Here is a 26,550-nt window from a genome sequence, read left to right as displayed (position 1 = left end):
GCGCCCCAGCCTCAGAGATTAAGACATATGGCACTTCGCAACATCGCGATCATCGCGCACGTTGACCATGGGAAAACCACCCTCGTCGACGAGCTCCTGAAGCAGTCCGGCTCGTTCCGCGAGAACCAGCGCGTTGCCGAACGCGTCATGGATTCCAACGACCTGGAAAAGGAACGCGGCATCACCATTCTCGCCAAGGCGACCTCGGTCGTCTGGAAGGACACCCGCATCAACATCGTCGACACCCCCGGCCACGCCGACTTCGGCGGCGAAGTTGAGCGTATTCTTTCGATGGTGGATGGCGCGATCGTTCTCGTCGATGCTGCCGAAGGCCCGATGCCGCAGACCAAGTTCGTCGTCGGCAAGGCGCTCAAGGTCGGCCTGCGCCCGATCGTTGCGATCAACAAGATCGACCGTCCGGACGCCCGTGCCGACGAAGTCATCAACGAAGTGTTCGACCTCTTCGCCAATCTCGATGCCACCGACGAGCAGCTCGATTTCCCGATCCTCTACGGCTCCGGCCGTAACGGCTGGATGAACTATTCGCCCGAGGGCCCCAAGGACGAAGGTCTCGGCCCGCTTCTCGATCTCGTCGTCAAGCACGTTCCGGAGCCGACCGTCGGCGAAGGTCCGTTCCGCATGATCGGCACGATCCTCGAAGCCAACCCCTTCCTCGGCCGCATCATCACCGGCCGCATTCATTCCGGCTCGATCAAGCCGAACCAGGCCGTCAAGGTTCTCGGTGCTGACGGCAACCTCATCGAAACCGGCCGTATCTCGAAGATCCTCGCCTTCCGCGGCATCGAGCGTCAGCCGATCGAAGAAGCGCAGGCAGGTGATATCGTCGCCATCGCCGGCCTTTCCAAGGGCACCGTCGCCGACACCTTCTGCGACCCGCAGGTCAGCGAGCCGCTGATCGCACAGCCGATCGATCCGCCGACCGTCACCATGTCCTTCATCGTCAACGACAGCCCCTATGCGGGCACCGAAGGCGACAAGGTCACCTCGCGCGTCATCCGCGACCGCCTTTTCAAGGAAGCCGAGGGCAACGTCGCGCTGAAGATCGAAGAAGCCGAAGGCAAGGATTCGTTCTACGTATCCGGCCGCGGCGAATTGCAGCTCGCAGTTCTGATCGAAACGATGCGCCGCGAAGGCTTCGAGCTTGCCGTGTCGCGCCCGCGCGTCGTCATGCACAAGGACGAGAGCGGCCAGCTGCTCGAGCCGATCGAAGAAGTCGTCATCGACGTCGATGAAGAGCATTCCGGCATTGTCGTGCAGAAGATGTCCGAGCGTAAGGCCGAAATGGCCGAGCTGCGTCCTTCGGGCGGCAACCGCGTCCGTCTCGTCTTCTGGGCGCCGACCCGTGGCCTCATCGGCTACCAGTCGGAACTTCTGACTGACACCCGCGGCACGGCGGTCATGAACCGTCTGTTTCATGACTATCAGCCTTACAAGGGCGAAATCGGCGGCCGCGTAAACGGCGTTCTGCTTGCCAACGAAGCCGGCGAAGCCGTGGCCTACGCCCTGTTCAACCTGGAAGACCGCGGTCCGATGATCATCGACGCCGGCGAGAAGGTCTATGCCGGCATGATCATCGGCATCCACTCGCGCGACAACGATCTGGAAGTCAACGTGCTGAAGGGCAAGAAGCTCACCAACATCCGCGCCGCCGGCAAGGATGAAGCCGTGAAGCTGACCCCGCCGATCCGCATGACGCTCGACCGCGCGCTCTCCTGGATCCAGGACGACGAGCTGGTGGAAGTGACCCCGAAGTCGATCCGCCTCCGTAAGATGTATCTCGATCCGAACGAGCGCAAGCGTTACGAGAAGGCCCGTCTGGCCTGATCATCCTAGCTGATCGAACTATTCGACCCCGGCCATTGTGCCGGGGTTTTTATTTGTATGTTCGGCCTTTGAGCCCTTGTCCTAAAGGTTAAAAAGTCGTTAATTTTTGTTAATGATCCACGGATAAAGCCTGTGGGCAAGTCTGCCATCTTTATGAATGAGGATGGTTAATTCGCGTCGGTAAGACCAGAGTAGACGTTATGAAGACGTTGTCGATTGATGTTCGGCGGGCAGAACCCCATGATGCCCGAGCCATTTCGGAGGTGCACCGCCAGTCGTGGCAGTACACCTATGCCGGCATCATTCCGCATCGCGCTCTCGGCCAGATGATCGAGCGCCGCGGTGAAGCCTGGTGGCGCAAGGCGACCAGCGGTCCGGCAACGCTGCTGGTTCTGGATGTTGCCGGCGAGATCGCAGGCTATGCCACGCTCGGCCTCAATCGCGCCCGCGCACTGCCGCAGGAAGGCGAGATCTATGAACTCTATCTGCGCCCGCAATATCAGGGCCTCGGCTTGGGTCGCATGCTGTTCGGCGAGGCACGCCGGCTGTTGAAATCGCTCGGCTGCAAGGGGATGGTCGTCTGGTGCCTCGAGGAAAACGAGAATGCCTACCGCTTCTATCGCGGGCAGGGCGGCGCGGATTTCTGCGAAGGCATCGAAACTTTCGATCACAGGCAGCTTCGCAAGATCGGCTTCGTCTGGCCCTGAGCGGGCACCTACCGCGCCGCGCGTCATATAGGACATGCAAAACGTCGCTGTAGCGTTTTAAATCTGCAGTAAATCCGCCTGTTTCCCGATGCGTTGTTGCGTTGCGGGATGAATCCTATTATTTGGCTGGCGGCAACCATCCTTATTTAGGGGACAAGCATGCGTATCGACGCGATTTCCATTGGCAAGAACCCGCCCGAAGACGTCAACGTCATCGTTGAAGTGCCGGTCGGCGGTCATCCGATCAAGTACGAAATGGACAAGGAGGCCGGCACGCTGGTCGTCGACCGTTTCCTCTACACGCCGATGACCTATCCGGGCAATTACGGCTTCGTTCCGCACACGCTCTCCGACGACGGCGACCCGATCGACGTGCTGATCGCAAACACCCGTCCGCTGGTCCCGGGCTGCGTCATCAATGTTCGCCCGATCGGCGTGCTGATGATGGAAGACAATTCCGGCAAGGACGAGAAGATCATCGCCGTTCCCGCGCCGAAGCTGACGATGCGCTATGACAAGGTCAAGGAATATACCGACCTGCCCGAGATCACGCTGAAGCAGATCGAGCACTTCTTCGAGCACTACAAGGATCTGGAGCCCGGCAAGTGGGTCAAGATCTTCGGCTGGAAGGGTTCGAAGGAAGCCGGCGAGCTCATTGTCGAAGCCATCGAGCGCGCGAAGAACACGAAGGCCTGATCAGCCGCCTTCGGTTACGGCGCAAAGCCTTCTTATCAAATCCTCCGGTTCGCCCTCGATCCGGAGGATTTTTTTGCGCGCCGTGTCCCCAGCGACGAGGGTAAGCGTGGATTTGGGGATGCCGAGGCTCTTTGAAAGCAGGGCGATGAGCGCCTTGTTGGCCTTGCCCTTTTCCGGCGCGACCGAGACACGCGCCTTCAAATAGCAATCGCCGTCGCTGCCGGCTTCCAGCCCATCGATCGCATCACGCCCGCCATTGGGCGTGAGCCGCACGGAAAGCCGGAGGTGATCCGGAAAGGCCTGCCAGGCTTTGTTCACCGCAGGAACAAGGGCACGATCGAATTCCACATCAGCGAGCGGATGAAGAAGATGATGAGCAGCAGGATGACCGGCGAGATATCGATACCGCCGAGATCCGGCAGGATACGGCGGATCGGGCGCAGGGCCGGCTCAGTGACCGCATAAAGGAAGTTGCCGATGGAGCTGACGAACTGATTGCTCGAATTGATGACGTTGAACGCATAGAGCCAGGAAAAGATGGCGCTGGCGATCAAGATCCAGGTATAAAGATTCAAAGCCAGATCAATGGTTTGAAATAAGGCGAGCATATCCGTCTCCAATTCGCGGTTGACAGACATGTAGACATTGGCGACTAAACGGGCAAGTCCCATGCTCCGAAGCATGTTGAATCATGTTTAAAAGGCCGGCATTTGCGCTAGCGGCCGCGTCGGAAAGTCTCGTCCCATGTCGTTCGCTGCCAGCGGAGACCGGTTTGCCGCCTTCAGGCACATTGCCTATACTTATTTCTTCTTCGCGCGATTTTTGACGGCTTTTGCCACGCAGGTCGTCAGCGTCTCGGTTGGCTGGCAGATGTATGAGCACACCGGTCAGCCGATCTATCTTGGTCTGATCGGCCTTGTGCAGTTCCTGCCGTCGCTGTTGCTGATCCTGGTGACGGGTACGGTTGCGGACCGCTACAACAGGCGCCTGATTTCCGCGATCTGCATTTTCGTCGGTACCCTCTGCGCGGCCGCGCTGCTGTTCCTGACCGTATCGGGCACCTTCGCCCCGCTGCCGGTGTTTCTGATCCTCACGGTTTTCGGCATTGAGCGCGCCTTCATGACGCCGGCCATGCAGTCGCTGGCGCCCAATCTGATCCCGCCCGAAGACCTGACGAATGCGATTACCTGGAACTCGATGTCATGGGATGCCGCCGCCATCCTCGGCCCCGTGGCCGGCGGTCTGCTTTATGGTATCGGTGCCAATGTCGCCTATACCGTGGCCGTCCTTTTCTTTGCGGCCGGTTCGGTGCTGACCTTCCTGATCCCGAAGCCGCAGCAGCGTGTTGCGCATGAGCGGCGGAGCCTCAACGAGATGCTCGCCGGTTTCCGCTTCATCTGGTCGGAAAAAGTGGTGCTCGGTGCGGTCTCGCTCGATCTTTTCGCCGTGCTGCTCGGCGGCGCAGTCGCGCTGATGCCGATCTATGCGCGTGATATCCTGACGCTTGGCCCCTGGGGTCTCGGCATGCTGCGCGCAGCGCCGAGCTTCGGCGCGATCGCCATGGGCCTGTTTCTGGCGACCTACCCTATCCGCAATCGCGCCGGCATCTGCATGTTTGTCGGCGTTGCCATGTTCGGCTTGGGAACCCTGGTTTTCGGCATCTCGCATACCCCGTGGCTGTCGATCGCAGCTCTCGCCATCATGGGCGCCTCCGACCTGATCTCGGTCTATGTCCGCGAAACGCTGATTACGCTCTGGACGCCGGATCACGTCCGCGGCCGCGTCAATGCCGTCAACATGGTCTTCGTCGGCGCGTCGAACGAGCTTGGCGAATTTCGCGCCGGCACCATGGCGCATTATTTCGGCGCGATCCCTGCCGTGGTGATTGGCGGACTCGGCACGCTGACGGTCGCCATCCTCTGGGCCACAGGTTTCCCGCAGCTCCGCCGGATCGACAGCCTGAACGCGCCCGACCGCGACGGTGAGCCGCAGCCGGCCTGAGGAGCGCGTAATGACGAGGCTGCCGGATCGATACAATTCGTTTTCGGCTCTTCGCGAGTATGAGACCGAAGGCGTCGATTACCGCATCCGTATCGTGGATCGATCATCGCCTGTCGCCGTCATCGTTCCCCATGGCGGCTTCATCGAGCCTGCCACATCCGAGATCGCGCTTGCGATCGCGGATGAACGGTTCTCCCTTTATCGTTTCGAAGGGCTCGATCCGGCGCGGCTCCATCATGAGCTGCACGTCACTTCCGAGAATTTCGATGAGCCGATTGCAAACGATCTGGTTGCCAATTCAGCAATCGTCATCGCCGTTCATGGCCGAGCGGATCGGGACGATCCGCAGTCAAGCTGGATCGGCGGGCTTGATGTATCGCTACGTGATCTGATCGCAGACGCGCTTCGCCGGGATGGATTTGTTGCGGTTGCGAGAAAGAAGGGGGAGGCGCTCGCGGGAGCTTCGGCCGGCAATATCTGCAATCGCGGCCAGCGGCAGGTTGGGGTGCAGCTTGAGATTCCGAGAGGTGTCAGGGATGCCCTTATGGCCGATGCGGAGAAGCTGAAGCAATATGCGTCTGCAATCCGTGGGGCGATCGATGAATTCGGCCGCGTGCTTTCGTCAGGCGAGGGCCTTTAGAAGCAATTCCAGGAAAAGTGCATAGCGGTTTTCCGCCCGGAATTGCGCAGAAACAAAAGGCTGGAGCGTTTTCGCGATTCGGAGAAAAGCGGAAACACTCTAAGCCGCCATTGCCTGCTTGCCCTCGAAGACGAGGTCGAGGAATTCCGACAGCCAGGTCTTGAGCGCGGCGTCGAAAATCATGCGGCCTTCCAGATGTTCGCGGCCCTGCTGTGCGTTCGGCATGCAGAAGCGGTGCTCGCCATGCACGACCCAGCGCTGCATCATGGCGCGCGTAAGTTCGGCGTGGAACTGCAGGCCCCAGGCATTGGTGCCGTAGCGATAGGCCTGGTTGGGATAGGTCTCGGCTGTTGCCAGCAGGTCGGCGCCATGCGGCAGCTCGAAGCCTTCGCGATGGAAATGATAGACCATCTGCGGCCAGCGCATCAGCAGCCGACCCTTTTCCGTCGGCTGTAGTCCATACCAGCCGATCTCGGTCTTGCCGTCTTCGCGGGCCTTCACCTTGGCTCCAAGATGGCGGGCGAGGAGCTGCGCGCCAAGGCAGATGCCGAGGTAAGGCCGGTTTTCCTTGAGGGGAACCTTCAGCCAATCGGTCTCGGCCTTGATGAATTCATCCGGGTCGTTGGCGCTCATCGGGCCGCCGAAGACCACGGCGCCGGCATGGGCCTCGAGCGTCGAGGGCAGGCGGTCGCCGAGGACCGGGCGGCGGATATCGAGATCGAAGCCTTTTTCCAGCAGCATCTGGCCAACGCGGCCGGGGCTGGAGCGCTCCTGATGGAGCACGATCAAGATCGGGCGGCCGGCGCTCTTCGGCGCTTCAATCATCATTGCCTGTCTCCACCCTGGAACCGGGCGCGCGGGCGGCTGCTTCCTGGCGCTTCATGATGCGCTCGCGATCGGAAATGCCCATGAGGTCGGCGATGCGCCAGATGGCATGGTCTTCCATCTCGCTGCGCTCACCGTCGGCATAGACAATATCCCAGAGGATGCCCAGCAGTTCGAGCCGCTGGGTGCTGTCAAGATGGCGCTTTAGGTCCGAGGTAAAGCGATAGTAGTCGACGGCCTCGCTTTCGGCTTCTTCGCCGGCCGCGATCAGCTGATCGAGCTTGCGGCCATCAAGGCCATATTGCTCCTTCAGGAGCTTGCGCAGCCGCTTCTTCTCGCTGTTCTCGATCTTGCCGTCGGCTTCCATGACCTGGATACAGAGCGCTGCGACCGCGACGCGCGGGTCGTCGGGTGCAAAGCCGGATTTGGGATGGTCCTGGGTCAGGTTATGAAGGAATTCCTGAAAGCGTTCGAACATCCGTTTCCATTCTCAAAACAAGCAGAGCAGGGTTCTTGGGGCACCATGCTCGATCTTTTCGTCTTCCTGCAATTCCGGGCGCAAAACCGCTGCGCAGTTTTGCTGGAATTGCTCTAAAACAACTTGAGCCGCGTCTTGGGTTCCGGCTCAAGTTTGTGATCCTTCACACCCGGGTCATCCGGCGCACCACCGAAGAAGGGGCGGGACTCCGACTCCTGTTGCGCCGGTTTCAGCGCTGCTTCGGATGTGCTCGGCGATGGTTTCGCCACAGCGGGTTCCAATTCCATGACATAGGTATTGGTGGCCGGCGATGCAACTTTCGGTGAACTTGGCTTCTCTGCGACGGTTGCGGAAGCAGTCTCGCGCACCGGCGGCAGTGATTTCAGCGCCGCATCGACGGACACCGTGGAGCCTTCTTCCACTGGCCCATCGATCTGGCCGAAGGGTGCCTTCCATTCGAAAGCATCGAGACGGCCCGTGATCGGCGACAGCGGCAGCCATTTTTCCGAGACGAAGCCATCAGCAACCCAGGCCGGATCGCGCGGCGCGCGCAGTGCCTGTGCCATCCAGTGGCGGACACGGCCCTGATCGCCGCTTTCGGCCTCCTCGATATCGGCGAGAAGCAGGAAAGCGCCTTCGCGCGCATCGATCCGTGCGGCGGCTTCGGCCTTGGCGCGTGCCTTGGCGAAATCGCCGGCATCCAGCGCCGCCTTTGCGGTCAACAGCAGTGCTTCGACATTGTTCGGGCGGATCGCCTCCAACCTTTCGGCGCGCTTCAAACGGTCCAGGACGGAATCGCCGCTGCGGGCTCGCACATAGGCCTTGCCGATCTCGGGATGCGGATGCGCCTTCCAGACCTGCTCAAGGGTGGAGGCCGCCTTGCGTACCTTGTCTTCGCGGAAGAGTGCCTTGGCGGCGATCAGTGCCGCCGGCACGAAGTCGTCCACGAGCTTCAATGCCGACAGCGCATCGTCGCGCGCGCCGGTAGGATCATTTTCCAGCCTGTCGTTGGCGCGTGCCGTCAGCAGCACGGCGCGCTGGCGATTGGCTGTCGTCTTATCGACGACATGGGCGACCTTCTGCTGGTCGAGGAGCTTGATGGCGTCATCCCAGCGACCGGCCTGGCTGCGATATTCCAGTGTCGCCTGCGCCGCCCAGGGCAGGTAGGGTGCCTGGTCGGCCGCCTTTTCGGCATATTGCCGCGCAGCTTCGTGCGCACCGAGGCGCTTGGCTTCAAGGTAGAGGCCGCGCAAGCCGAGTTCGCGCGTCTCGGGATCGTTGGCCATCAGTTCGAATTTCTGGCGTGCCTCGTCGTGCTTGCCTTCGATCAAGGCAGCCTGCGCTTCGAGGAGATTGATAAGCGGCTCCTGATCGGCGCGGATGAGGCCGCGGGTGCGCGCCGCCATCTTGCGGGCGAGCAGCGAATTGCCAGCGCCGGCGGCGATCAGGCCGGTAGAGAGCGCCTGGTAGCCGCGATCGCGCTTGCGGGCGCGGAAATAGCGGGTGACGGAGTAAGGCGAGGTCCAGATCAGCCGCACGAACCACCAGACGATCATCACGGCGGCGATGAGCGCAATCAGGATCGCGGCGGCGACGATGAGCTTCGTCTGGTAAAGCTGGCCGCCCCACACCAGCGAGAGATCGCCGGGGCGATCCGCCAGCCAGGAGAAGCCATAGCCGAGAGCCAGGACGAAAATGGCGAAGATAAGCAGTCTGATCATTGCTGCGCTCCGTCATTAGAGCCGGATGATTTTAGATCGTAACGATCGAAAATCTGAATCCGCTCTAAAATCAAATAGGTAGAGCATGATGTTGTCCGAAAACCGCTCACACTTTTCGGCATCATGCTCTAATTCTGTTTCCCGGTATTGGCGATCGCCTTCGACAGGGCGTCGCTTACCAGATCCTCGACGCGGATGCGGGCCTCCAGCGATTGCTTGAAGGCGGCCGAGGCGGATTTGGCCGCATCAGGCAGGCTGTTCCACTCGGTTACCGCGCCTGGCAGATCGCCATTCCTGACCTTGTCCTCGAAGCGGGCGGCGACGGCGTCGATGCTGTCGCCGGGGACGTTGCCGACGGCGCGGACCTGGACCAGCGATTTTGCGCCCGACATCAGCCGGCTGCTCCAGCTCTGGTTCGGATCGTCTGTCTGTGCCGTCGCGACGATTGCGGTCGCGACATCGGAAACCTGACGGATCAGGTCGGCGCGGGAGGGGACGCCGGTCTGGGCGAAGTTCTTGAGATCGGCAACGGCCGGGTCGTCCGGCGCAACATTGGCGAAGGTGTCGAGCTCCGGCTGGAACGGCCCGCCACGATCGATCGCGGCCTTCAATGCTGCAGCTGCGATGGCGCGGGCAACAGCGCTCTCCTGGCTCGGTCCGCTCAGCTTCTTTTCGGCGTCGTCGAGACGCTTGCTGACTTCGGCATCCGAGCTTGCCTGGCTCTGCGTTGCCTTGCTGAGATCCGATTTCAGCTGCTCGACCTCGCTGGTCAGCGAAGCGATCTTCTGTTCTGAAGCAGGATTTGCGGCTCCACCCGAACCACTTGCCGAAGCGCCGTTGGCAGCGTTCGTTTCAAGCGCTGCGACGCGAGCGGCAAGCGCCTCGTCGGGCTTGGCTGCCGGCGCGGCGGCGAGATTGGCGATGCTCTGCTTGAGGCCGTCGATCTCCGCATTCAATGCGGTGATCTCGGTAGAACTTTCTTTGCTTGCGCGGCCGCCAGGCAGGAAGCCCGCATACTGTAAGGCGCCGGCGCAGATGAGGGCGATCAGGCCGCCGGTGATGCCGGCCGCGATAAGGCCTGACGTCGAGCCTTCACGCGATTGCGGCCGCTCCGTATGAGACGGATGTTCGGCATGGGAAGGCGGAGGATCGGCCTGCTGCGCCGCTGCTGTTTGCGGTTCTTCCGGCGCGGCACCGAAGATAGACTCCTGAGCCTCCTCGCGAAGTGGTTCCTTCTCCGTTTCAAGCGGCATTTCCACTTCATCGGCCGAGGAGCCGCCAAGCTCGCCATGGCTGCGCTCGGTCAAATCCTCGGGAGCTGCGTCCTGCGCAGTTTTTTCGGCTTCCAGATCGATCGTGACCGGTTCGTCGTTGGGCTTCGAATGGTTAGGCGTTTTTCGCGATACCATGAGGTCCTCTTTTCATGCGCTGCAGCGAAGTTAGACAGACAAGACGATTATGGAAAGGCCTTACATCAAAATTGCGACTTTACGCATGGATCAGAAGCGCCATAAGCCTGTCTTCATTCGGCATATCGGCGATATCGACATGGGCTCGCAGCACCTCTGGAACCGCGCCGGCGACCGCTTCGCTCAGGCAGAGAAACCGCGTTTCGGCAAAAGCCGTCGGGTTGTGGGCGACGAAAGGCAGGCTGAAAAAACGCTTGGCGGTCTCGTGAGAATAAAGCAGCACGGCATCGGCGCGGGTGTCTGAGAAAAGCCGGCGAAGAACGGCGTCGTCGGGGACGATATCCTGCATTCGGTAGCATTCGACGGTCAGGAAAGGCAGATGCCGCTCAGCCAGTCCGGCTTCGAAGCCGGCCGCCCGCGGAAAGCCTGCAAGATAGAGGAGCGGACCGTTGTTCAAGCCTGAAGGATGGCTGGAAATCATAGCGGCAAGCTCTGTGCCGCCACCTTCGGATATGGCGATATCACTGAATCCGAGATCACCCGCCTCTTTAGCTGTCGCCTTTCCGACGGCAAAGAGGCGGCGATCAAGATGGGACTTAAGATCAGAGTCCAATAGCGAAAGCGCCCGGATCGCTTCGGCGCTGGTGACGGCGACGGCACCCTGCGTGGCCAGGAGCGCTCGTCTTGCTTCCTCGGCATTATGGACAGGTTCCGCCAGCGGCAGCAGCAGGGGGTCGTGTCCCAGCTGCGCCAGCCGCCGCATGGTGCGTTCACCCGAATGCCGAGGGCGGGTGACGACGACGCGCATCTCTTGTCAGGTCCAGTCTTCGAAGAAGGAGCTGCCGGCCTCGGCGCGGATCGCCTGGCCGGCATTGATCCCCAGCGCCTCGGCATCGCGCCGATGGCCTTCGATGGTCGTCGTGTGGACCTGCGTGCCATCCGGCGTGAGAATCATGCCGAAGAAACGCAGATGATCACCTTCGCAAATTGCGTAGCCGGCTATTGGTGTGCGACAGGAGCCGTCGAGTGCCGCCAGGAAGGCACGTTCGCAAGATACGGCGTCAAAGGTCGGCGCGTCGTTCACGGCGGCAAGCAGATCGTTCATCCTGCTGTCGTCGATGCGGCTTTCGATCGTTATCGCGCCCTGCGCGGGGGCCGGCGGAAACTCGTCCGGATCGAGAATATCCGTGATGACCTCGACCATGCCGAGCCGCTTCAGGCCGGCCAGCGCCAGCAAGGTCGCGTCGGCCTGTCCTTCTTCCAGCTTGCGCAGACGGGTCTGGACCGAGCCGCGGAAGGTGATGACATTGATATCGGGGCGCAGGCGACGGATCAGCGCTTGGCGGCGCAGCGATGCCGAGCCGACGGTGGCGCCATGCGGCAGTTCTGCCAGTTTCGGCGCGGAGCGGCCGATGACGGAATCGCGAATGTCCTCGCGCGGCAGGTAGGCGGTGAGCGCCAGGCCCTGTGGCAGCTTCGTCGCCATGTCCTTGGCGGAATGGACTGCGAAGTCGAGCTCGCCCGAGGTGAGCTTCTCTTCGAGTTCCTCGGTGAACAGGCCCTTGCCGCCGATTGCCGCCAGAGACCGGTCGGTAATGCGGTCGCCCTTGGTGGTGAGAACGACGATTTCGAACATCTCTTCCGGAAGGCCATGGGCCGCCATCAGACGGTCGCGTGCCTCATGTGCCTGGGCGAGCGCCAGCGGGCTGCCGCGCGTGCCGATCCGGAAAGGTTTTGTTTGCATCCGCTTTGATCCGTTGTTACCGACAGTTCCCGTAACCATATTTCCGCTTTACCGCAATCGACCTGTAGGCAACGAACTTTCTCCATGGCATCCATTCTTCGCATTCTCGGCATCGAAACAAGCTGCGACGAAACCGCTGCAGCCATTGTCGAGCGCCGGGAAGACGGCACGCCCACGGTCTGTTCCGACGTCGTCCTCAGCCAGTTGGACGAGCATAGCGCCTATGGCGGCGTCGTGCCGGAAATCGCCGCGCGGGCACACGTCGAGGCGCTGGATACGCTGATCGACGAAGCATTGAAACGCGCCAATGTGTCGCTCTCGGACGTCGATGCCATTGCCGCCACGTCCGGTCCGGGCCTCATCGGCGGGTTGCTTGTGGGGTTGATGACCGGCAAGGCGATCTCCCGAGCAACCGGCAAGCCATTATACGCCATCAACCATCTGGAAGGCCATGCGCTTACGGCGCGGCTGACGGACGGGCTTGCGTTTCCCTACCTCATGCTGCTCGTTTCGGGCGGCCACACGCAGCTGATCCTGGTGCGCGGCGTCGGTGAGTACGAGCGCTGGGGCACGACCATTGACGATGCGCTCGGTGAAGCCTTCGACAAGACGGCCAAGCTTCTGGGGCTGCCTTACCCCGGTGGTCCGGCCGTCGAGGCAGCCGCGAAAAGCGGCAATCCCGACCGCTTTGATCTTCCGCGGCCGCTCGTTGGCGAGACGCGCCTCGATTTTTCCTTTTCCGGTCTGAAAACGGCGGTACGGCAGGCGGCGACGGCGATTGCGCCCGTCACGGAGCAGGATATTGCCGATATCTGCGCCTCCTTCCAGAAGGCGATTTCGCGCACGCTGAAGGACCGGATCGGCCGCGGCCTGCAGCGCTTCAAGACGGAATTTCCGAAAACGGCGGAAAAGCCATCGCTTGTCGTCGCCGGCGGCGTTGCCGCCAATCTCGAGCTGCGCCGCACGCTGCAGGAGCTCTGCGATGCCAACGGTTTCCGCTTCATCGCACCGCCATTGAGATTGTGTACCGATAATGCCGTCATGATCGCCTGGGCCGGACTGGAGCGCATGGCGACGGGTGCCGCACCCGACGATCTCGATGTGCAGCCACGCTCGCGCTGGCCGCTGGATCAGAAGGCGGAAACCCTGCTCGGGCACGGCAAACGAGGAGCGAAGGCATGAGCGGCAAAGAGCGGATCGCAGTCATCGGCGCCGGCGCTTTCGGCACGGCGCTCGCCGCCGTCATCGCGCTCACCGGCCGCAGCGACGTGACGCTTGTCGGCCGCAAGGCAGGGCTGATGGCGGATCTATCAGCCGATCGCATGCATGATGCCGTGCTGCCCGGCATCGCACTGCCGGATTCGCTGCAGTTCTCGGCCGAGGCCGACTCCATTTCCAATGCCGGCATCGTTCTTTTCGCCATGCCGTCGCAGGCGCAGGCCGATGCCGCCAGGCATTATGGCCCTTATCTTGCCAAGGATCCGATCGTCGTCACCTGCGCCAAGGGTATCGACAAGGTTTCCGGCGACCTCCTGACCGACATGCTGGCGCGGGAACTGCCGCAGCATGCCATTGCCGTGCTCTCAGGCCCGGGTTTTGCCGCCGATATCGCTAGGGGTCTGCCGACGGCGATGGCCATCGCCGCTGCCGATATGGCTGTGGCCGAACGGCTGGCACAGGCGATTTCCGGCCCGACCTTTCGCCTCTACGCATCGGACGACCGCATCGGCGTGCAGCTCGGCGGCGCGCTGAAGAATGTCCTCGCCATCGCTTGCGGCATCGTCGAGGGCCGGGGTATTGGCGATTCCGCCCGTGCGGCACTGATCAGCCGCGGTCTTGCCGAAATGTCGCGCTTTGTCGCGGCCAAGGGCGGCAAGGCTGAAACCGTGCGCGGCCTATCAGGCCTTGGTGACCTCGTGCTGACGGCCACCAGCCATCAATCCCGCAATCTGCGCTTCGGCATCGCGCTCGGTGAAGGCAAGGCCGCCGACCCGACGCATGGCGCCCTGGTCGAAGGCGCCTATGCCGCCTCCATCGCCGCGCGGCTCGCCCACGAGCTCGGCGTCGACATGCCGATCACCGACGCAGTCTCAGCCATCATCGACGGCAAGCTCGACATTCCCACAGCCATCGGGCAATTGATGACACGGCCGATCACCACGGAATAGTTTCTGGATATCCAAAGGAGCCCAAGCAATGCTGTTCGCTTTTGTCTGCAAGGACAAGCCCGGTTACCTCAACGTCCGCATGGAGACGCGCCCGGCGCATGTGGAGCATCTGAACAAGCTCAATGCCGAGGGAACGCTGAAGATGGCGGGTCCGTTCCTCGATGCGGAAGGCAAGCCGAATGGCAGCCTGGTGATTGTCGAGGCGGACAGTGTCGAAGCGGCGGTCGCGATTGCCGATTCGGACCCTTATACGAAGGCCGGCCTGTTCGAGAGCGTCGAGGTCAAGCCGTTCAACTGGGTCTTCAACAAGCCGGAGGCATGAGGAATGGCGCATTGGCTTTATAAATCCGAGCCGTCCTCCTGGTCCTGGCAGCAGCAGAAGGATGCCGGCGAAAAGGGAACCGAGTGGACCGGCGTGCGCAACTACCTTGCCCGCAACAACATGCGGGCCATGCAGATCGGCGACAAAGGCTTCTTCTATCACTCCAATGACGGGCTCGAAGTCGTCGGCATCGTCGAAGTCTGCGCGCTGGCGCATCCGGATTCGACCGCCAAGGACGATCCGCGCTGGGAATGTGTCGACATCCGCGCCGTCCGCGATATGCCGAATCCCGTGACCCTCAAGGACATCAAGGCCAATCCGAAGCTTTCGCAGATGGCGCTCGTCACCTCCATGCGGCTTTCGGTGCAGCCGGTGACGGATGATGAATGGCTTGAAGTCTGCCGCATGGGCGGTCTGGACAACCCTCCGGCCTGATTCGGTGGGTGGGGTTCGTTGAAAACCGATCCGGAAAGCTTCATCCGTGCCAATACCAGCCTGGTGGCGCCGCCGCATGTGCCGGAAATCCGGCTGCATCTGGCAAGCGAGGCGCATGAGCTCTGGCTGAAGACGGAAGAAGAACTCGAAGAGATCGGCCTGCCGCCGCCCTTCTGGGCTTTTGCCTGGGCGGGTGGCCAGGGCCTGGCACGCCATATCCTCGATCATCCGGAGATCGTTGCCGGCAGAACCGTACTGGATTTCGCGAGCGGCTCCGGGCTTGTCGCCATCGCCGCCAAGCGTGCGGGTGCGCGGCATGTTCTTGCCGTCGATATCGATCCCTGGGCAGGCATGGCGGTCCGGTTAAATGCTGTTGAAAACAGCGTCGATCTGGACTTTGCCGGAAACAATATCATCGGCCTGGTCGTGGATGCGGATGTCATCCTTGCCGGCGATGTCTTTTATGATCGCGATTTTGCCGCGAGCCTCGTTCCATGGCTAAGATGCTTGGCGGGCGAGGGGAAGACGGTTCTGGTCGGGGATCCCGGCAGGGCCTATCTTCCCAAGGATCGCCTGGAAGAGCAGGCGACCTATCAGGTGCCGGTGACGCGGGCGCTCGAGGACAGCGAAATCAAGAAAACGACGGTCTGGCGATTTCTCGCCGGCTGATGACCGTCAGTGCCGGATAACGCAGACGCCGGCTTCGTATGCGCAGGGATTGCCGGCATAGCGGACGTCGATGACCTTTGCCTTTGGCCTCAGCTGCGTCGCAGCCGGCCGGGCATAAGGATTGTAACCGCCATAGCCGATAACATAGGTGCCGCCATCGGCCCGATAGACGTCGGCCGAGCCGGCATAGCTGCCGGCGTTTGCCGCGTCGCGCCGTTCCATGATGACGATCCGGGCAGGTTGCTGCCCGGGACCCTGCGGCTGGGATATCTGATTCAGGCGCACGATGCCGGGGCGGTTATGATGGTGCCAGTGGCGATAGTCGCTGGCCGAAGTCGGCGTCGAGGAAAGAGCTGCTGCCGCCAAAATGAGCGCTGCTGCCTTGAAAAGATGCGGCTTCATGATTCGCCCCGCTTCCGATCGGTTAATGAAATCTTAACGGCAGATTGCCCCAAGACTGCCGCGAAGTCCACGCCAGGGTTGCCGGAATGGTAAATAGCCCGGAATGGGGAGTCCGTGGTTGCATGCTCGCTAAAGTGCAGAGCGATCCGAATCGATTAAATTCGATGCAGGCATCAATTGTGCTTGTCGATGGGCGTCTGTGTGATTAATGGTCGCAATGATGCAACGCACACTGCGCATCCCTGCGCGCGCGTTGCCCCGGATATCCGGGTTCTAAGCGTATCGTAACGCCGCGAGGTTCTGATGGCGAACGTCACACAAAACCGGCCCCTGTCGCCGCATCTGCAAATCTACAAACCCATCCCCACCATGGTCATGTCGATCGTCCACCGTATCACCGGCGGCGCGCTCTACTTCGGCACGGTGCTGGTCGCCTGGTGGCTGATCGCCGCGGCGACGGGACAGGGCTATTTCGATCTGGTCAACTGGATCATGGGCACGATCATCGGCCGCATCATCCTGCTCGGCTACACCTGGGCGCTGCTGCATCATATGATCGGCGGTCTGCGCCACTTCGTCTGGGATCTCGGGCACGGTTTCGATCCCGCCGTCTCGACGAAAATGGCCAAGTTCACGCTTATCGCCTCGATCTGTCTGACCGCGCTGGTCTGGATCATCGGCATCGCCATCCGCCTGGGTTGATTGGCATGATCGTTCCCGGAAGCGCCTGGGCGCCGTTCGGGATCATGCTTTAAAGGATATTTCTCATGGATATGCGCACTCCTCTGGGCAAAGTCCGCGGTCTCGGTTCCGCCAAGGAAGGCACCGATCATTTCTGGCGCCAGCGCCTGACCGCCGTTGCCAACGTTCCCCTCTTCCTCTTCTTCGTCATCTTCCTAATCATCTATGCCGGCGCGCCCTATTCGGAAGTCGTGCATGCGATCTCGAACCCGATCGTGGCCGTCATCTTCGGCCTGATGGTGATCTCCGGCGTCATTCACATGAAGCTCGGCATGCAGGTCATCATCGAGGACTATGTCCACGGCGAATTCGGCAAGATCGTCCTTCTCATGCTCAACACGTTCTTCGCGATCGTCATGGCGGGGCTCTGTCTTTTCGCCATTCTGAAGATCGCGTTCGTAGGATAATTGCATCATGGCACCGAACTCATCCGCTCAGAATGGGGCTGCCCAGAACGGGAAAGCCTACAAGTACATCGATCACTCCTATGACGTGATCGTCGTCGGCGCCGGCGGCGCCGGCCTGCGCGCCACGCTCGGCATGGCCGAGCAGGGCTTCCGCACCGCCTGCATCACCAAGGTCTTCCCGACCCGTTCGCACACCGTCGCCGCCCAGGGCGGCATCGCCGCTTCGCTGCGCAACATGACGCCGGACAGCTGGCAGTGGCACCTCTACGACACCGTCAAGGGTTCCGACTGGCTCGGCGACGTCGACGCCATGCAGTACATGGTCATGGAAGCGCCGAAGGCAGTCTACGAGCTCGAACACTATGGCGTGCCCTTCTCGCGCAACGAGGAAGGCAAGATCTATCAGCGCCCGTTCGGCGGCCACATGCAGAATTACGGCGAGGGACCGCCGGTGCAGCGCACTTGCGCTGCCGCCGACCGCACCGGCCATGCCATCCTGCACACGCTCTATGGCCAGTCGCTGCGCAACAACGCGGAATTCTTCATCGAGTATTTCGCGCTCGACCTCATCATGTCCGACGACGGCAGCCGCTGCACCGGCGTTGTCGCCTGGTGCCTCGATGACGGCACGATCCATCGCTTCGCCGCCAAGATGGTGGTGCTGGCAACCGGCGGCTACGGCCGCGCCTATTTCTCGGCGACCTCGGCCCATACCTGCACCGGCGACGGCGGCGGCATGGTGGCTCGCGCCGGCCTGCCACTGCAGGACATGGAATTCGTTCAGTTCCACCCGACCGGCATCTACGGTTCGGGATGTCTCATCACCGAAGGCGCACGCGGCGAAGGCGGCTATCTCGTCAATTCCGAGGGCGAGCGCTTCATGGAGCGCTATGCGCCTTCAGCAAAGGATCTTGCCTCGCGTGACGTCGTTTCGCGCTGCATGACGCTTGAGATCCGCGAAGGTCGCGGCGTCGGCAAGAACAAGGACCATATCTTCCTGCACCTCGACCATCTCGATCCGGCCGTGCTGCATGAGCGCCTTCCCGGCATTTCCGAGAGCGCCCGCATCTTCGCCGGCGTCGACGTGACCCGCGATCCGATCCCGGTTCTGCCGACCGTTCACTACAATATGGGCGGCATTCCGACGAACTACTGGGGCGAGGTGCTCAACGCCGACAGCAACAATCCCGAGCGCGTGCTGCCGGGCCTGATGGCCGTCGGCGAAGCCGGCTGCGCTTCAGTGCATGGCGCCAACCGTCTCGGTTCGAACTCGCTGATCGATCTCGTGGTCTTCGGCCGTGCTGCGGCCATCCGCGCGGGTCAGGTCATCGACCGCGACGGTCCGGTGCCAGCCCTCAATGTTGCGGCTTGCGACAAGATCATGGATCGCTTCGATCGTCTGCGCCATGCCAGCGGCTCGACGCCGACGGCGGCGCTTCGCGAGAAGATGCAGCGCGCCATGCAGGAAGATGCGGCCGTGTTCCGCACCCAGGAATCGCTGGAATCCGGCGTCCGCCGCCTTTCGGAGATCTGGAAGGAAATGGCCGACATCAAGGTCACCGACCGTTCGCTGATCTGGAATTCCGACCTCGTTGAAACGCTGGAGCTGCACAATCTGATGGCCAACGCCATCACGACGATCTACGGCGCCGAGGCCCGCAAGGAAAGCCGCGGCTCGCATGCCCGCGAGGACTATACCGAGGGCAAGTTCGCCGGCCGCGACGACGAAAACTGGCGCAAGCATACGCTTGCCTGGGTCAATGAGGCAGGCGACGTGAAGCTCGACTATCGTCCGGTTCACACCGACCTGATCGCCGAAGGCATCGATCCGCACAAGATCGAGCCGAAGGCACGCGTGTACTGATCTGAGAGGAACTGACCATGGTTGAACTCGCTCTCCCCAAGAACTCTCAGATGCGCGAAGGCAAGGTCTGGCCGAAGCCGGTCGGTGCCAAGAACACGCGCGAATTCCGCGTCTACCGCTGGAGCCCGGATGACGGCCAGAACCCGAGCATCGATACCTACTATATCGATATCGACGATTGCGGCCCGATGGTGCTCGACGGTCTGCTCTACATCAAGAACAAGATCGATCCGACGCTGACGCTGCGCCGCTCCTGTCGCGAAGGCATTTGCGGTTCCTGCGCGATGAACATCGACGGCACCAACACACTCGCCTGCACCAAGGGTCTGGACGAGATCAAGGGCACGGTGAAGATCTATCCGCTGCCGCACATGCCCGTCGTCAAGGATCTCGTGCCGGATCTGACGAACTTCTACGCCCAGCACCGCTCGATCGAGCCCTGGCTGAAGACGGTTTCGCCGCCGCCGGCCAAGGAATGGAAGCAGAGCCATGAAGATCGCCTGAAGCTCGACGGTCTCTACGAGTGCATCCTGTGCGCCTGCTGCTCGACTTCCTGTCCGAGCTACTGGTGGAACGGCGACCGCTATCTCGGCCCGGCTGTCCTCCTGCAGGCCTATCGGTGGCTGATCGACTCGAGAGACGAAGCCAAGGGCGAGCGCCTCGACAATCTTGAGGATCCCTTCCGCCTTTATCGTTGCCACACGATCATGAACTGCGCCCAGACCTGCCCGAAGGGCCTGAACCCGGCCAAGGCAATCGCCGAAATCAAGAAGATGATGGTCGAGCGGCGGTTTTAACCCGCCGGCGATCATTCGCCGGCTTGAGGGCGATAAGGATGATGTTCGCATGACGATGGAAGGCTTCGCGCCGGAGGCTGTGGCCGAAATTCGTTTGCGGCTTGCTTCGGTAAAGACCGAGGGTATCCGTATCGGCTTTGCTATCGAAAGCGGGAGTCGCGCGTGGGGATTTCCCTCACCGGACAGCGATTATGATTGTCGCTTCGTCTATGTCAGACCAGAGCGGGATCATCTGACGTTGTTCCCGCATCGCGATGTCATCGAATTTCCGATCGTTGGCGATATCGATACCGGTGGCTGGGATCTGCGCAAGGCTTTGCTTTTGGCGTTGAAGGGCAATGCCGTTCTTGTCGAATGGTTGAAATCGCCGATCGTCTACGAGGAGGAGGCCGGCTTCCGTGGCCGCCTCGGTACTTTGCTTGATGTGATCATGGTGCCGGAAAAAGTTGCTCGGCATTATATTGGGCTCATGAAGCAGCATCAGCCTGATGATGGGACCGCGCCCATCCGTCTGAAAAAGCTGCTCTACTCCATCCGCCCGGCGATAGCGCTGGAATGGATGCGACAAACGCATTTCGCCAAGTTGCCGCCCATGAACATGCTTGAATGTTTGGCGGATATCGATGTCACCGAAGACATTCGGGCCAGCATTCTGCAACTGGTGACAGTCAAAAAAGACACACGTGAAATGGGGGAAGGCGTGCCGCCGTCGCCCGTCACGGAGTTTTTATCTGCCTCGCTCGTACGTTATTCCAACGTCTCAGGCATATTCCGGGAAGACCAAGCGCGCGACAAAAGCATGCAGGAATTCGCTGATCGGTTTTATCTGGATGAGGTTCGCCGGGTGACGCCTTGAAACCACCCGATTCTTGTCCAGCTATGGCTATCCGCAATTTGTGGCGGTATCGACTTGATTAACCAAAGTGAAATACGATAATTCGGACATCATTAAACATCACTTTGCAGATGTCAGCGGTGGACAATCATTTAGGAGTGTGATGATGCGGTTTAGATATGCAGTGACGGCTGCGGCGATTGGGCTGTCGCTTGCCGGTTGCCAGCGCACGGCATACAACAACGACAGTTATTCTGCCCCGCCACTGCAGGCCCAGCCTGTTCCTTCCGTACAATCCAGCCAGCTTCCGCCCGCAGGCGCCGGCAACGGCTCGCAATTCCCTGCCGCTCCGGCGGGCGCGCCGAATGCGGCCAATCCGGCACAGCAGCAGGCGATGGCGGCTTCCGCCATGGATGTCACGAAGGAATCGATGGTCGGCAGCTGGAAGGTCAGCAACGGCGGATCGAGCTGCGACATGTTCCTGACGCTGACCAACCTTGGCAGCGGCTCGCGGGGTGGTACCCGTGGCTGCGCAGGCGAGCTGACCTCGATGGGGTCGTGGGAAGTGTCCGGCAAGCAGGTTCTCCTGAAAAACCGTGACGGCTCGACGATCGGTACGGTCTACAAGACGGCCGATTCGCGCTTTGACGGCTCGACCGCTTCTGGCCAGCCGCTCAGCCTCAGCCGATAAGCTTATTTGAAAGGGGCGGCACCCTTTGGGTGCGCCCCCATTTTGCACAGGCGGATATTTCCCCATGCAGCCCATGCCAGATTATTCGATCAGCGTCTGCGAACAGCTGAAGGCGCTGACGGCGTCCGGATCCCTTCAGGTGGATTCGGCGCAGATGGATGTGGCGAAAATGCTGGACCGCGTGCTTGCCGATCTCAAGCGAAAGAAACCGGCCGCAAAATCCAGCGCGCTTGGCTGGATGTTTGCCGCGCGCAAGAAATCGGCCGAGACGATCAAGGGTCTCTATATTCACGGCAGCGTCGGCCGCGGCAAGACCATGTTGATGGACATGTTCTTCTCGATGGCGCCCTGCCAGAAGAAGCGCCGGGCGCATTTTTTCGAGTTCATGACCGATGTGCACAACCGGATTGCGGCGCAGCGGCTGAAATTCAAGAACGGCGAAACGAAGCAGGCCGACCCCATACCGCCTGTTGCCGCCGATCTCTACGCCGAGGCCGAGCTGCTGTGCTTCGACGAATTCACCGTCACCGATATCGCCGATGCGATGATCCTGTCGCGGCTGTTTTCCGAGCTGTTCTCGCTCGGCTGCGTGCTGATCGCGACGTCGAACGTCGAGCCCGGCAATCTCTATCGTGATGGGCTCAATCGCGGCCTCTTCCTGCCGTTCATCGATCTCCTGAAGAAGCATGTGGGTGTGGTGACGCTGGATTCGCCGACCGATTACCGCATGGAGAAGCTGAACAGCCAGCCCGTCTATCTCTCGCCGCTCGATCAGCGGGCGGAGATGGCGATGGATGCCTCCTGGATGCAGGCGCTGCACGGGCGCAAGGCGCAGCCGGCGGAGATCCCGATGAAGGGGCGCTCCATCCATGTGCCGCTCGCCGTCGACCGCATGGCGCGCTTTTCCTTTGCCGATCTCTGTGACGCGCCGCTCGGGCCTGCCGATTTCCTCGCCATCGCTGAACGCTTCGATACGATCTTCCTCGATCGCGTGCCGAAGCTCGGGCCGGACAAGCGCAACCAGACGAAGCGCTTCATCATTCTCATCGACACGCTCTACGATCATAACATCCGCCTTTATGTGTCTGCGGCTGCCATGCCGGAGGATCTTCTGGAGGAGCGGCGGGGGACCGAAGGCTTTGAATTCGACCGTACCGCGTCACGGCTTTTCGAGATGCGCAGTGCGGAATATCTGGCCCAGACTCCGGCTAGGCGCGCGGCCGAGTAACAATTCGGTGACAGAATATCTTACGTTTACGTAAGATATTTTCGATCTAACCGATTGAAATTCCTGATCCAAAAATAATCAATTGCCAATTTCACCCTATGGGTCTATGCGATTGACGGCTATTGTGGATGCCTGTCACGGTGTCCCGCCACGGATTTTGATCGCAAAGGATACACCGAAATGGCGCGCAACAAGATCGCACTTATTGGTTCTGGCATGATTGGTGGCACGCTGGCGCATCTCGCCGGCCTGAAGGAACTGGGCGACATCGTCCTGTTCGACATCGCGGACGGCATTCCTCAGGGCAAGGGTCTCGACATCGCCCAGTCTTCTCCGGTCGAAGGCTTCGACGCCAACCTCACCGGCGCCAGCGACTATTCCGCGATCGAAGGCGCTGACGTCTGCATCGTCACCGCCGGCGTTGCCCGCAAGCCGGGCATGAGCCGCGACGATCTTCTCGGCATCAACCTCAAGGTCATGGAACAGGTCGGCGCCGGCATCAAGAAGTATGCCCCGAACGCTTTCGTGATCTGCATCACCAACCCGCTCGACGCGATGGTCTGGGCGTTGCAGAAGTTTTCGGGCCTCCCGGCCAACAAGGTCGTCGGCATGGCCGGCGTGCTCGATAGCTCGCGCTTCCGCCTGTTCCTCGCCAAGGAATTCAACGTCTCGGTCGAAGACGTCACCGCTTTCGTGCTTGGTGGCCATGGCGACTCGATGGTTCCACTCGCTCGCTACTCCACGGTTGCCGGCATTCCGCTGACGGACCTCGTCACCATGGGCTGGCTCACCGCCGAGCGCCTTGAAGAAATCATCCAGCGCACCCGTGATGGCGGCGCCGAGATCGTCGGCCTGCTGAAGACCGGCTCGGCCTATTACGCTCCGGCCGCTTCCGCCATCGCAATGGCTGAATCCTACCTCAAGGACAAGAAGCGCGTTCTGCCCAGCGCTGCCCATCTCGATGGTCAGTATGGCGTCAAGGACATGTATGTTGGCGTTCCCACGATCATCGGTGCTGGCGGTGTCGAGCGCATCATCGAGATCGACCTGAACAAGGCCGAGAAGGAAGCCTTCGACAAATCGGTCGCATCCGTCGCCGGCCTTTGCGAAGCCTGCATCGCCATCGCGCCGTCGCTGAAGTAATCTCCGCCTTCCAACAGGGATAGACCCATGAACATTCATGAATACCAGGCCAAGGCGCTGCTGAAGACCTATGGCGCACCCGTCGCGGACGGCGTTGCCATCTTCTCCGCCGATGAGGCCGCCGCCGCTGCCAAGCAGCTTCCAGGCCCGCTTTACGTCGTCAAGAGCCAGATCCACGCCGGTGGCCGCGGCAAGGGCAAGTTCAAGGAACTCGGCCCGGATGCCAAGGGCGGCGTTCGCCTCGCCAAGTCGGTTGACGACGTCGTCGCCAACGCCAAGGACATGCTCGGCAACACGCTGGTCACCAAGCAGACCGGCCCGGCCGGCAAGCAGGTCAACCGCCTCTATATCGAAGACGGCGCCGACATCGACCGCGAACTCTATCTCTCGATCCTCGTCGACCGCTCGGTCGGTCAGGTCGCTTTCGTCGTTTCGACCGAAGGCGGCATGGACATCGAGACCGTCGCGCACGACACGCCGGAAAAGATCATCACCGTCGCCATCGATCCGTCGACGGGCGTGACGGCTGCCAACACGGCTGCTCTTTCCGATGCGCTGAAGCTTGAAGGTGCTGCCCGCGAAGATGCCGCCAAGCTCTTCCCGATCCTCTATAAGGCCTTCGTCGAGAAGGATATGGCCCTCCTCGAAGTCAACCCGCTGATCGTCATGACCAACGGCCGCCTGCGCGTTCTCGACGCCAAGGTGTCCTTCGACGGCAATGCTCTCTTCCGTCACGAAGACGTCCGCGCGCTGCGCGACACGTCCGAGGAAGACGAGAAGGAAATCCAGGCACACGAATATGACCTCGCCTATGTCGCCCTCGACGGTAACATCGGCTGCATGGTCAACGGTGCCGGTCTCGCCATGGCAACCATGGACATCATCAAGCTCTACGGCGCTGAGCCGGCGAACTTCCTCGATGTCGGCGGTGGCGCCACCAAGGAAAAGGTTACGGCCGCCTTCAAGATCATCACTGCCGATCCGGCTGTCCAGGGCATTCTGGTCAACATCTTCGGCGGCATCATGAAGTGTGACGTCATTGCCGAAGGCGTGCTCGCAGCCGTCAAGGAAGTCGGTCTGAAGGTTCCGCTCGTGGTTCGCCTCGAAGGCACCAATGTCGAACTCGGCAAGAAGATCATCAACGAATCCGGTCTCAACGTCATCTCCGCAGATGACCTGGACGATGCCGCCCAGAAGATCGTGAAGGCAGTCAAGGGCTGATCGGGATGGCTGCTTCCTTCGCTCCAACGGCTGCTCATCTCCGCCTCGGTGCCTTTGCCGGCACCTGGGAAGGGGAAGAGCATGTCGCGGCTTCGGCCTGGACGAAGGAAGGCACGGCAACCGCGCGCCTCACGGCCGAGTGTCTGTTCGGCGGATTTTTCGTCGAACAGCGCTACATGCAGATGCGGGACGGAACCGCATCGTTCGAAGCCCGGAACATTCTCGGCTTCGACGCTGCGGATCAGGCCTACAAGCTCTATCAGTTCGATACCGTGGGCTTTACGCCCGCCGCGCCGGCCTCCGGCGAGTGGATCGATGACAAGCTTGTTCTGACCAAGGTTTCGCCGCGCGGTCAGCAGCGCACTCTCTTTCAGTTCGAAAATGAAGACTGCTACCGCATGGGCGTCACTTTTGCGCCCGCCGGCAGCGATACATGGCAGGAGGTTGTCAGCGGCTTATATCGTCGCGTTGCCTCCGCGTCTTCCAACCTCTCGTAACAAAGGCCTCGCATGTCTATTCTCATCAACAAAGACACCAAGGTTCTGGTTCAGGGCCTGACCGGCAAGACCGGTACCTTCCACACCGAACAGGCGCTTGCCTATCACGGCACGAAGATGGTCGGCGGTATCCACCCTTCCAAGGGCGGTGAAACCTGGACCGGCAAGGACGGCGAAAAGCTGCCGATCTTCAAGTCCGTCGCCGAAGGCAAGGATGCCACCGGCGCCAACGCTTCGGTCATCTACGTGCCGCCGGCAGGCGCTGCGGCTGCGATCCTCGAAGCGATCGACGCTGAAATCCCGCTGATCGTCTGCATCACGGAAGGCATTCCGGTTGCCGATATGGTCAAGGTCAAGGACCGCCTGATCAAGTCGAAGTCGCGCCTGATCGGACCGAACTGCCCGGGCGTTCTGACCCCGAACGAGTGCAAGATCGGCATCATGCCGGGCTCCATCTTCAAGAAGGGCTCCGTCGGCGTTCTCTCGCGTTCCGGCACGCTCACCTACGAGGCCGTGTTCCAGACCACCAATGAAGGCCTCGGCCAGACGACGGCTGTCGGCATCGGCGGCGACCCGGTCAAGGGCACCGAATTCATCGACATTCTTGAGATGTTCCTCGCGGACGACGAAACCAAGTCGATCATCATGATCGGCGAAATCGGCGGTTCGGCTGAAGAAGAAGCCGCGCAGTTCCTCAAGGACGAAGCCAAGAAGGGCCGCAAGAAGCCGATGGTCGGTTTCATCGCCGGCCGCACGGCACCTCCCGGCCGCACCATGGGCCATGCCGGCGCCGTGATTTCCGGCGGCAAGGGCGGCGCGGAAGACAAGATTGCGGCGATGGAAGCGGCAGGCATTCGCGTGTCGCCGTCGCCGGCGCGTCTCGGCAAGACGCTGGTGGAAGTCCTGAAGGGCTGAGCCTACTTCATAGCAAGGCCGGACGGGGCGGCATCTGCTTGTCCCGTCCGGTTTCGACACTCGCAAGTGCATACATACGGCCTTGATAGCCGCGAATGAAATACGGTCGCCGGGGACCCGAAAACCGGCAATGCAAACAAGTTGGGAGA

The 26,550-nt window shown here is 61.2% G+C and carries 30 protein-coding genes; 21 read left to right on the top strand and 9 right to left on the bottom strand.

Translation table 11 applies throughout. From position 1 onward, the window contains the following. The first annotated feature begins 27 nt into the window (after positions 1-27). The 3 genes from typA (at position 28) to ppa (ending at position 3,248) form a co-directional block, all read left to right on the top strand. Positions 28-1,845 carry a translational GTPase TypA gene (gene typA / locus ABOK31_RS14710; protein ID WP_092717403.1) on the top strand — a complete coding sequence of 606 codons (1,818 nt, stop codon included), beginning with the start codon at positions 28-30 and terminating at the stop codon, positions 1,843-1,845. A gap of 200 nt (positions 1,846-2,045) precedes the next feature. Continuing rightward, positions 2,046-2,552, top strand: coding sequence for a GNAT family N-acetyltransferase (locus ABOK31_RS14705; RefSeq protein ID WP_174178060.1), 507 nt, complete (start codon positions 2,046-2,048; stop codon positions 2,550-2,552). A gap of 159 nt (positions 2,553-2,711) precedes the next feature. Then, on the top strand, positions 2,712-3,248 hold the full coding sequence (gene ppa / locus ABOK31_RS14700) for an inorganic diphosphatase (RefSeq protein WP_069613363.1): 537 nt from the start codon (positions 2,712-2,714) through the stop codon (positions 3,246-3,248). On the opposite strand, the gene ABOK31_RS14695 is transcribed toward ppa, so the two are convergent. Beyond that, complete coding sequence (locus tag ABOK31_RS14695) at positions 3,249-3,566, bottom strand: DUF167 domain-containing protein (protein ID WP_349956492.1); 318 nt, start codon at positions 3,564-3,566, stop codon at positions 3,249-3,251. It lies immediately after the preceding gene. Next, complete coding sequence (locus ABOK31_RS14690) at positions 3,563-3,886, bottom strand: YggT family protein (protein ID WP_092717410.1); 324 nt, start codon at positions 3,884-3,886, stop codon at positions 3,563-3,565. The genes ABOK31_RS14695 and ABOK31_RS14690 overlap by 4 nt, the downstream gene beginning before the upstream one ends. A 106-nt stretch (positions 3,887-3,992) precedes the next feature. Here ABOK31_RS14690 and ABOK31_RS14685 point away from each other — a divergent pair, with 106 nt between their 5' ends. Both ABOK31_RS14685 and ABOK31_RS14680 read left to right on the top strand, forming a co-directional pair. After that, positions 3,993-5,249, top strand: coding sequence for an MFS transporter (locus ABOK31_RS14685; protein WP_349956491.1), 1,257 nt, complete (start codon positions 3,993-3,995; stop codon positions 5,247-5,249). 10 nt (positions 5,250-5,259) lie between these two features. After that, the gene (locus ABOK31_RS14680; protein ID WP_349956490.1) at positions 5,260-5,889 is read left to right on the top strand and encodes a poly-gamma-glutamate hydrolase family protein; all 630 of its coding nucleotides are present in this window, start codon (positions 5,260-5,262) and stop codon (positions 5,887-5,889) included. Between the two features lie 99 nt (positions 5,890-5,988). Here ABOK31_RS14680 and ABOK31_RS14675 read toward each other — a convergent pair whose 3' ends face one another. From ABOK31_RS14675 to hemC, 6 genes are all read right to left on the bottom strand, one after another. Then, positions 5,989-6,714, bottom strand: a complete 726-nt coding sequence (locus ABOK31_RS14675) for a glutamine amidotransferase (protein ID WP_174178275.1) — start codon at positions 6,712-6,714, stop codon at positions 5,989-5,991. Further along, the gene (locus ABOK31_RS14670; RefSeq protein ID WP_174178052.1) at positions 6,707-7,192 is read right to left on the bottom strand and encodes a TerB family tellurite resistance protein; all 486 of its coding nucleotides are present in this window, start codon (positions 7,190-7,192) and stop codon (positions 6,707-6,709) included. The genes ABOK31_RS14675 and ABOK31_RS14670 overlap by 8 nt, the downstream gene beginning before the upstream one ends. Positions 7,193-7,305: 113 nt before the next feature. Further along, the gene (locus tag ABOK31_RS14665; RefSeq protein ID WP_349956489.1) at positions 7,306-8,913 is read right to left on the bottom strand and encodes a heme biosynthesis protein HemY; all 1,608 of its coding nucleotides are present in this window, start codon (positions 8,911-8,913) and stop codon (positions 7,306-7,308) included. Positions 8,914-9,041: 128 nt separating this feature from the next. Continuing rightward, positions 9,042-10,322 carry a hypothetical protein gene (locus tag ABOK31_RS14660; protein WP_349956488.1) on the bottom strand — a complete coding sequence of 427 codons (1,281 nt, stop codon included), beginning with the start codon at positions 10,320-10,322 and terminating at the stop codon, positions 9,042-9,044. 79 nt (positions 10,323-10,401) lie between these two features. Beyond that, positions 10,402-11,130, bottom strand: a complete 729-nt coding sequence (locus ABOK31_RS14655; protein WP_349956487.1) for a uroporphyrinogen-III synthase — start codon at positions 11,128-11,130, stop codon at positions 10,402-10,404. A 6-nt stretch (positions 11,131-11,136) separates the two neighbouring features. After that, a complete protein-coding gene (gene hemC / locus ABOK31_RS14650) occupies positions 11,137-12,066 on the bottom strand; it encodes a hydroxymethylbilane synthase (protein WP_174178044.1) in 930 nt (309 codons plus the stop codon). A gap of 84 nt (positions 12,067-12,150) precedes the next feature. On the opposite strand from hemC, the gene tsaD reads away from it, so the two are divergent. The 5 genes from tsaD to ABOK31_RS14625 are packed head-to-tail and all read left to right on the top strand — an operon-like array spanning position 12,151 to position 15,660. Then, a complete protein-coding gene (gene tsaD / locus ABOK31_RS14645) occupies positions 12,151-13,248 on the top strand; it encodes a tRNA (adenosine(37)-N6)-threonylcarbamoyltransferase complex transferase subunit TsaD (protein WP_349956486.1) in 1,098 nt (365 codons plus the stop codon). Continuing rightward, on the top strand, positions 13,245-14,234 hold the full coding sequence (locus tag ABOK31_RS14640) for an NAD(P)H-dependent glycerol-3-phosphate dehydrogenase (RefSeq protein WP_349956485.1): 990 nt from the start codon (positions 13,245-13,247) through the stop codon (positions 14,232-14,234). Before tsaD ends, ABOK31_RS14640 begins: the two co-directional genes overlap by 4 nt. Before the next feature lie 28 nt (positions 14,235-14,262). Further along, positions 14,263-14,556 carry a YciI-like protein gene (locus tag ABOK31_RS14635; RefSeq protein ID WP_349956484.1) on the top strand — a complete coding sequence of 98 codons (294 nt, stop codon included), beginning with the start codon at positions 14,263-14,265 and terminating at the stop codon, positions 14,554-14,556. 3 nt (positions 14,557-14,559) lie between these two features. Continuing rightward, on the top strand, positions 14,560-14,991 hold the full coding sequence (locus ABOK31_RS14630; RefSeq protein ID WP_113347886.1) for an EVE domain-containing protein: 432 nt from the start codon (positions 14,560-14,562) through the stop codon (positions 14,989-14,991). An 18-nt stretch (positions 14,992-15,009) separates the two neighbouring features. After that, positions 15,010-15,660, top strand: coding sequence for a methyltransferase (locus ABOK31_RS14625; protein ID WP_349956483.1), 651 nt, complete (start codon positions 15,010-15,012; stop codon positions 15,658-15,660). Between the two features lie 6 nt (positions 15,661-15,666). On the opposite strand, the gene ABOK31_RS14620 is transcribed toward ABOK31_RS14625, so the two are convergent. Beyond that, positions 15,667-16,062 carry a hypothetical protein gene (locus ABOK31_RS14620; protein WP_349956482.1) on the bottom strand — a complete coding sequence of 132 codons (396 nt, stop codon included), beginning with the start codon at positions 16,060-16,062 and terminating at the stop codon, positions 15,667-15,669. Between the two features lie 303 nt (positions 16,063-16,365). On the opposite strand from ABOK31_RS14620, the gene sdhC reads away from it, so the two are divergent. From sdhC to sucD, 11 genes are all read left to right on the top strand, one after another. Then, positions 16,366-16,764: a succinate dehydrogenase, cytochrome b556 subunit gene (gene sdhC / locus ABOK31_RS14615; protein ID WP_174178033.1), complete on the top strand. Its 399-nt coding sequence runs from the start codon at positions 16,366-16,368 to the stop codon at positions 16,762-16,764. A 65-nt stretch (positions 16,765-16,829) separates the two neighbouring features. Then, positions 16,830-17,210, top strand: a complete 381-nt coding sequence (gene sdhD, locus ABOK31_RS14610) for a succinate dehydrogenase, hydrophobic membrane anchor protein (RefSeq protein WP_174178031.1) — start codon at positions 16,830-16,832, stop codon at positions 17,208-17,210. A 7-nt stretch (positions 17,211-17,217) separates the two neighbouring features. Next, positions 17,218-19,074, top strand: a complete 1,857-nt coding sequence (gene sdhA / locus ABOK31_RS14605; protein ID WP_349956481.1) for a succinate dehydrogenase flavoprotein subunit — start codon at positions 17,218-17,220, stop codon at positions 19,072-19,074. Positions 19,075-19,091: 17 nt separating this feature from the next. After that, the gene (locus ABOK31_RS14600; RefSeq protein ID WP_349956480.1) at positions 19,092-19,871 is read left to right on the top strand and encodes a succinate dehydrogenase iron-sulfur subunit; all 780 of its coding nucleotides are present in this window, start codon (positions 19,092-19,094) and stop codon (positions 19,869-19,871) included. Between the two features lie 55 nt (positions 19,872-19,926). Beyond that, positions 19,927-20,727, top strand: a complete 801-nt coding sequence (locus ABOK31_RS14595) for a nucleotidyltransferase domain-containing protein (RefSeq protein ID WP_349956479.1) — start codon at positions 19,927-19,929, stop codon at positions 20,725-20,727. 145 nt (positions 20,728-20,872) lie between these two features. After that, positions 20,873-21,397, top strand: a complete 525-nt coding sequence (locus ABOK31_RS14590) for a protease inhibitor Inh/omp19 family protein (RefSeq protein ID WP_174178027.1) — start codon at positions 20,873-20,875, stop codon at positions 21,395-21,397. A gap of 64 nt (positions 21,398-21,461) precedes the next feature. Beyond that, on the top strand, positions 21,462-22,625 hold the full coding sequence (zapE, locus tag ABOK31_RS14585) for a cell division protein ZapE (protein ID WP_349956478.1): 1,164 nt from the start codon (positions 21,462-21,464) through the stop codon (positions 22,623-22,625). A gap of 180 nt (positions 22,626-22,805) precedes the next feature. Continuing rightward, positions 22,806-23,768 (top strand): malate dehydrogenase, encoded by a 963-nt coding sequence (mdh, locus tag ABOK31_RS14580; RefSeq protein ID WP_174178023.1) that lies wholly within the window; start codon positions 22,806-22,808, stop codon positions 23,766-23,768. A gap of 27 nt (positions 23,769-23,795) precedes the next feature. Then, entirely contained in the window at positions 23,796-24,989 is a 1,194-nt protein-coding gene (sucC, locus tag ABOK31_RS14575) for an ADP-forming succinate--CoA ligase subunit beta (RefSeq protein WP_149635908.1), read from the top strand. A 5-nt stretch (positions 24,990-24,994) separates the two neighbouring features. After that, complete coding sequence (locus ABOK31_RS14570; protein ID WP_349956477.1) at positions 24,995-25,486, top strand: DUF1579 family protein; 492 nt, start codon at positions 24,995-24,997, stop codon at positions 25,484-25,486. Positions 25,487-25,498: 12 nt separating this feature from the next. Continuing rightward, positions 25,499-26,401 carry a succinate--CoA ligase subunit alpha gene (gene sucD / locus ABOK31_RS14565; RefSeq protein ID WP_077471929.1) on the top strand — a complete coding sequence of 301 codons (903 nt, stop codon included), beginning with the start codon at positions 25,499-25,501 and terminating at the stop codon, positions 26,399-26,401. The last annotated feature ends 149 nt before the right edge of the window (positions 26,402-26,550 follow it).

Origin of the sequence: Rhizobium sp. ZPR4, assembly GCF_040215725.1 — a bacterium.
Taxonomy (GTDB): Bacteria; Pseudomonadota; Alphaproteobacteria; order Rhizobiales; family Rhizobiaceae; genus Rhizobium; species Rhizobium rhizogenes_D.
The sequence above is the reverse complement of the archived record's forward strand: the minus strand, read 5'-3'. Positions and strand labels throughout refer to the sequence as shown.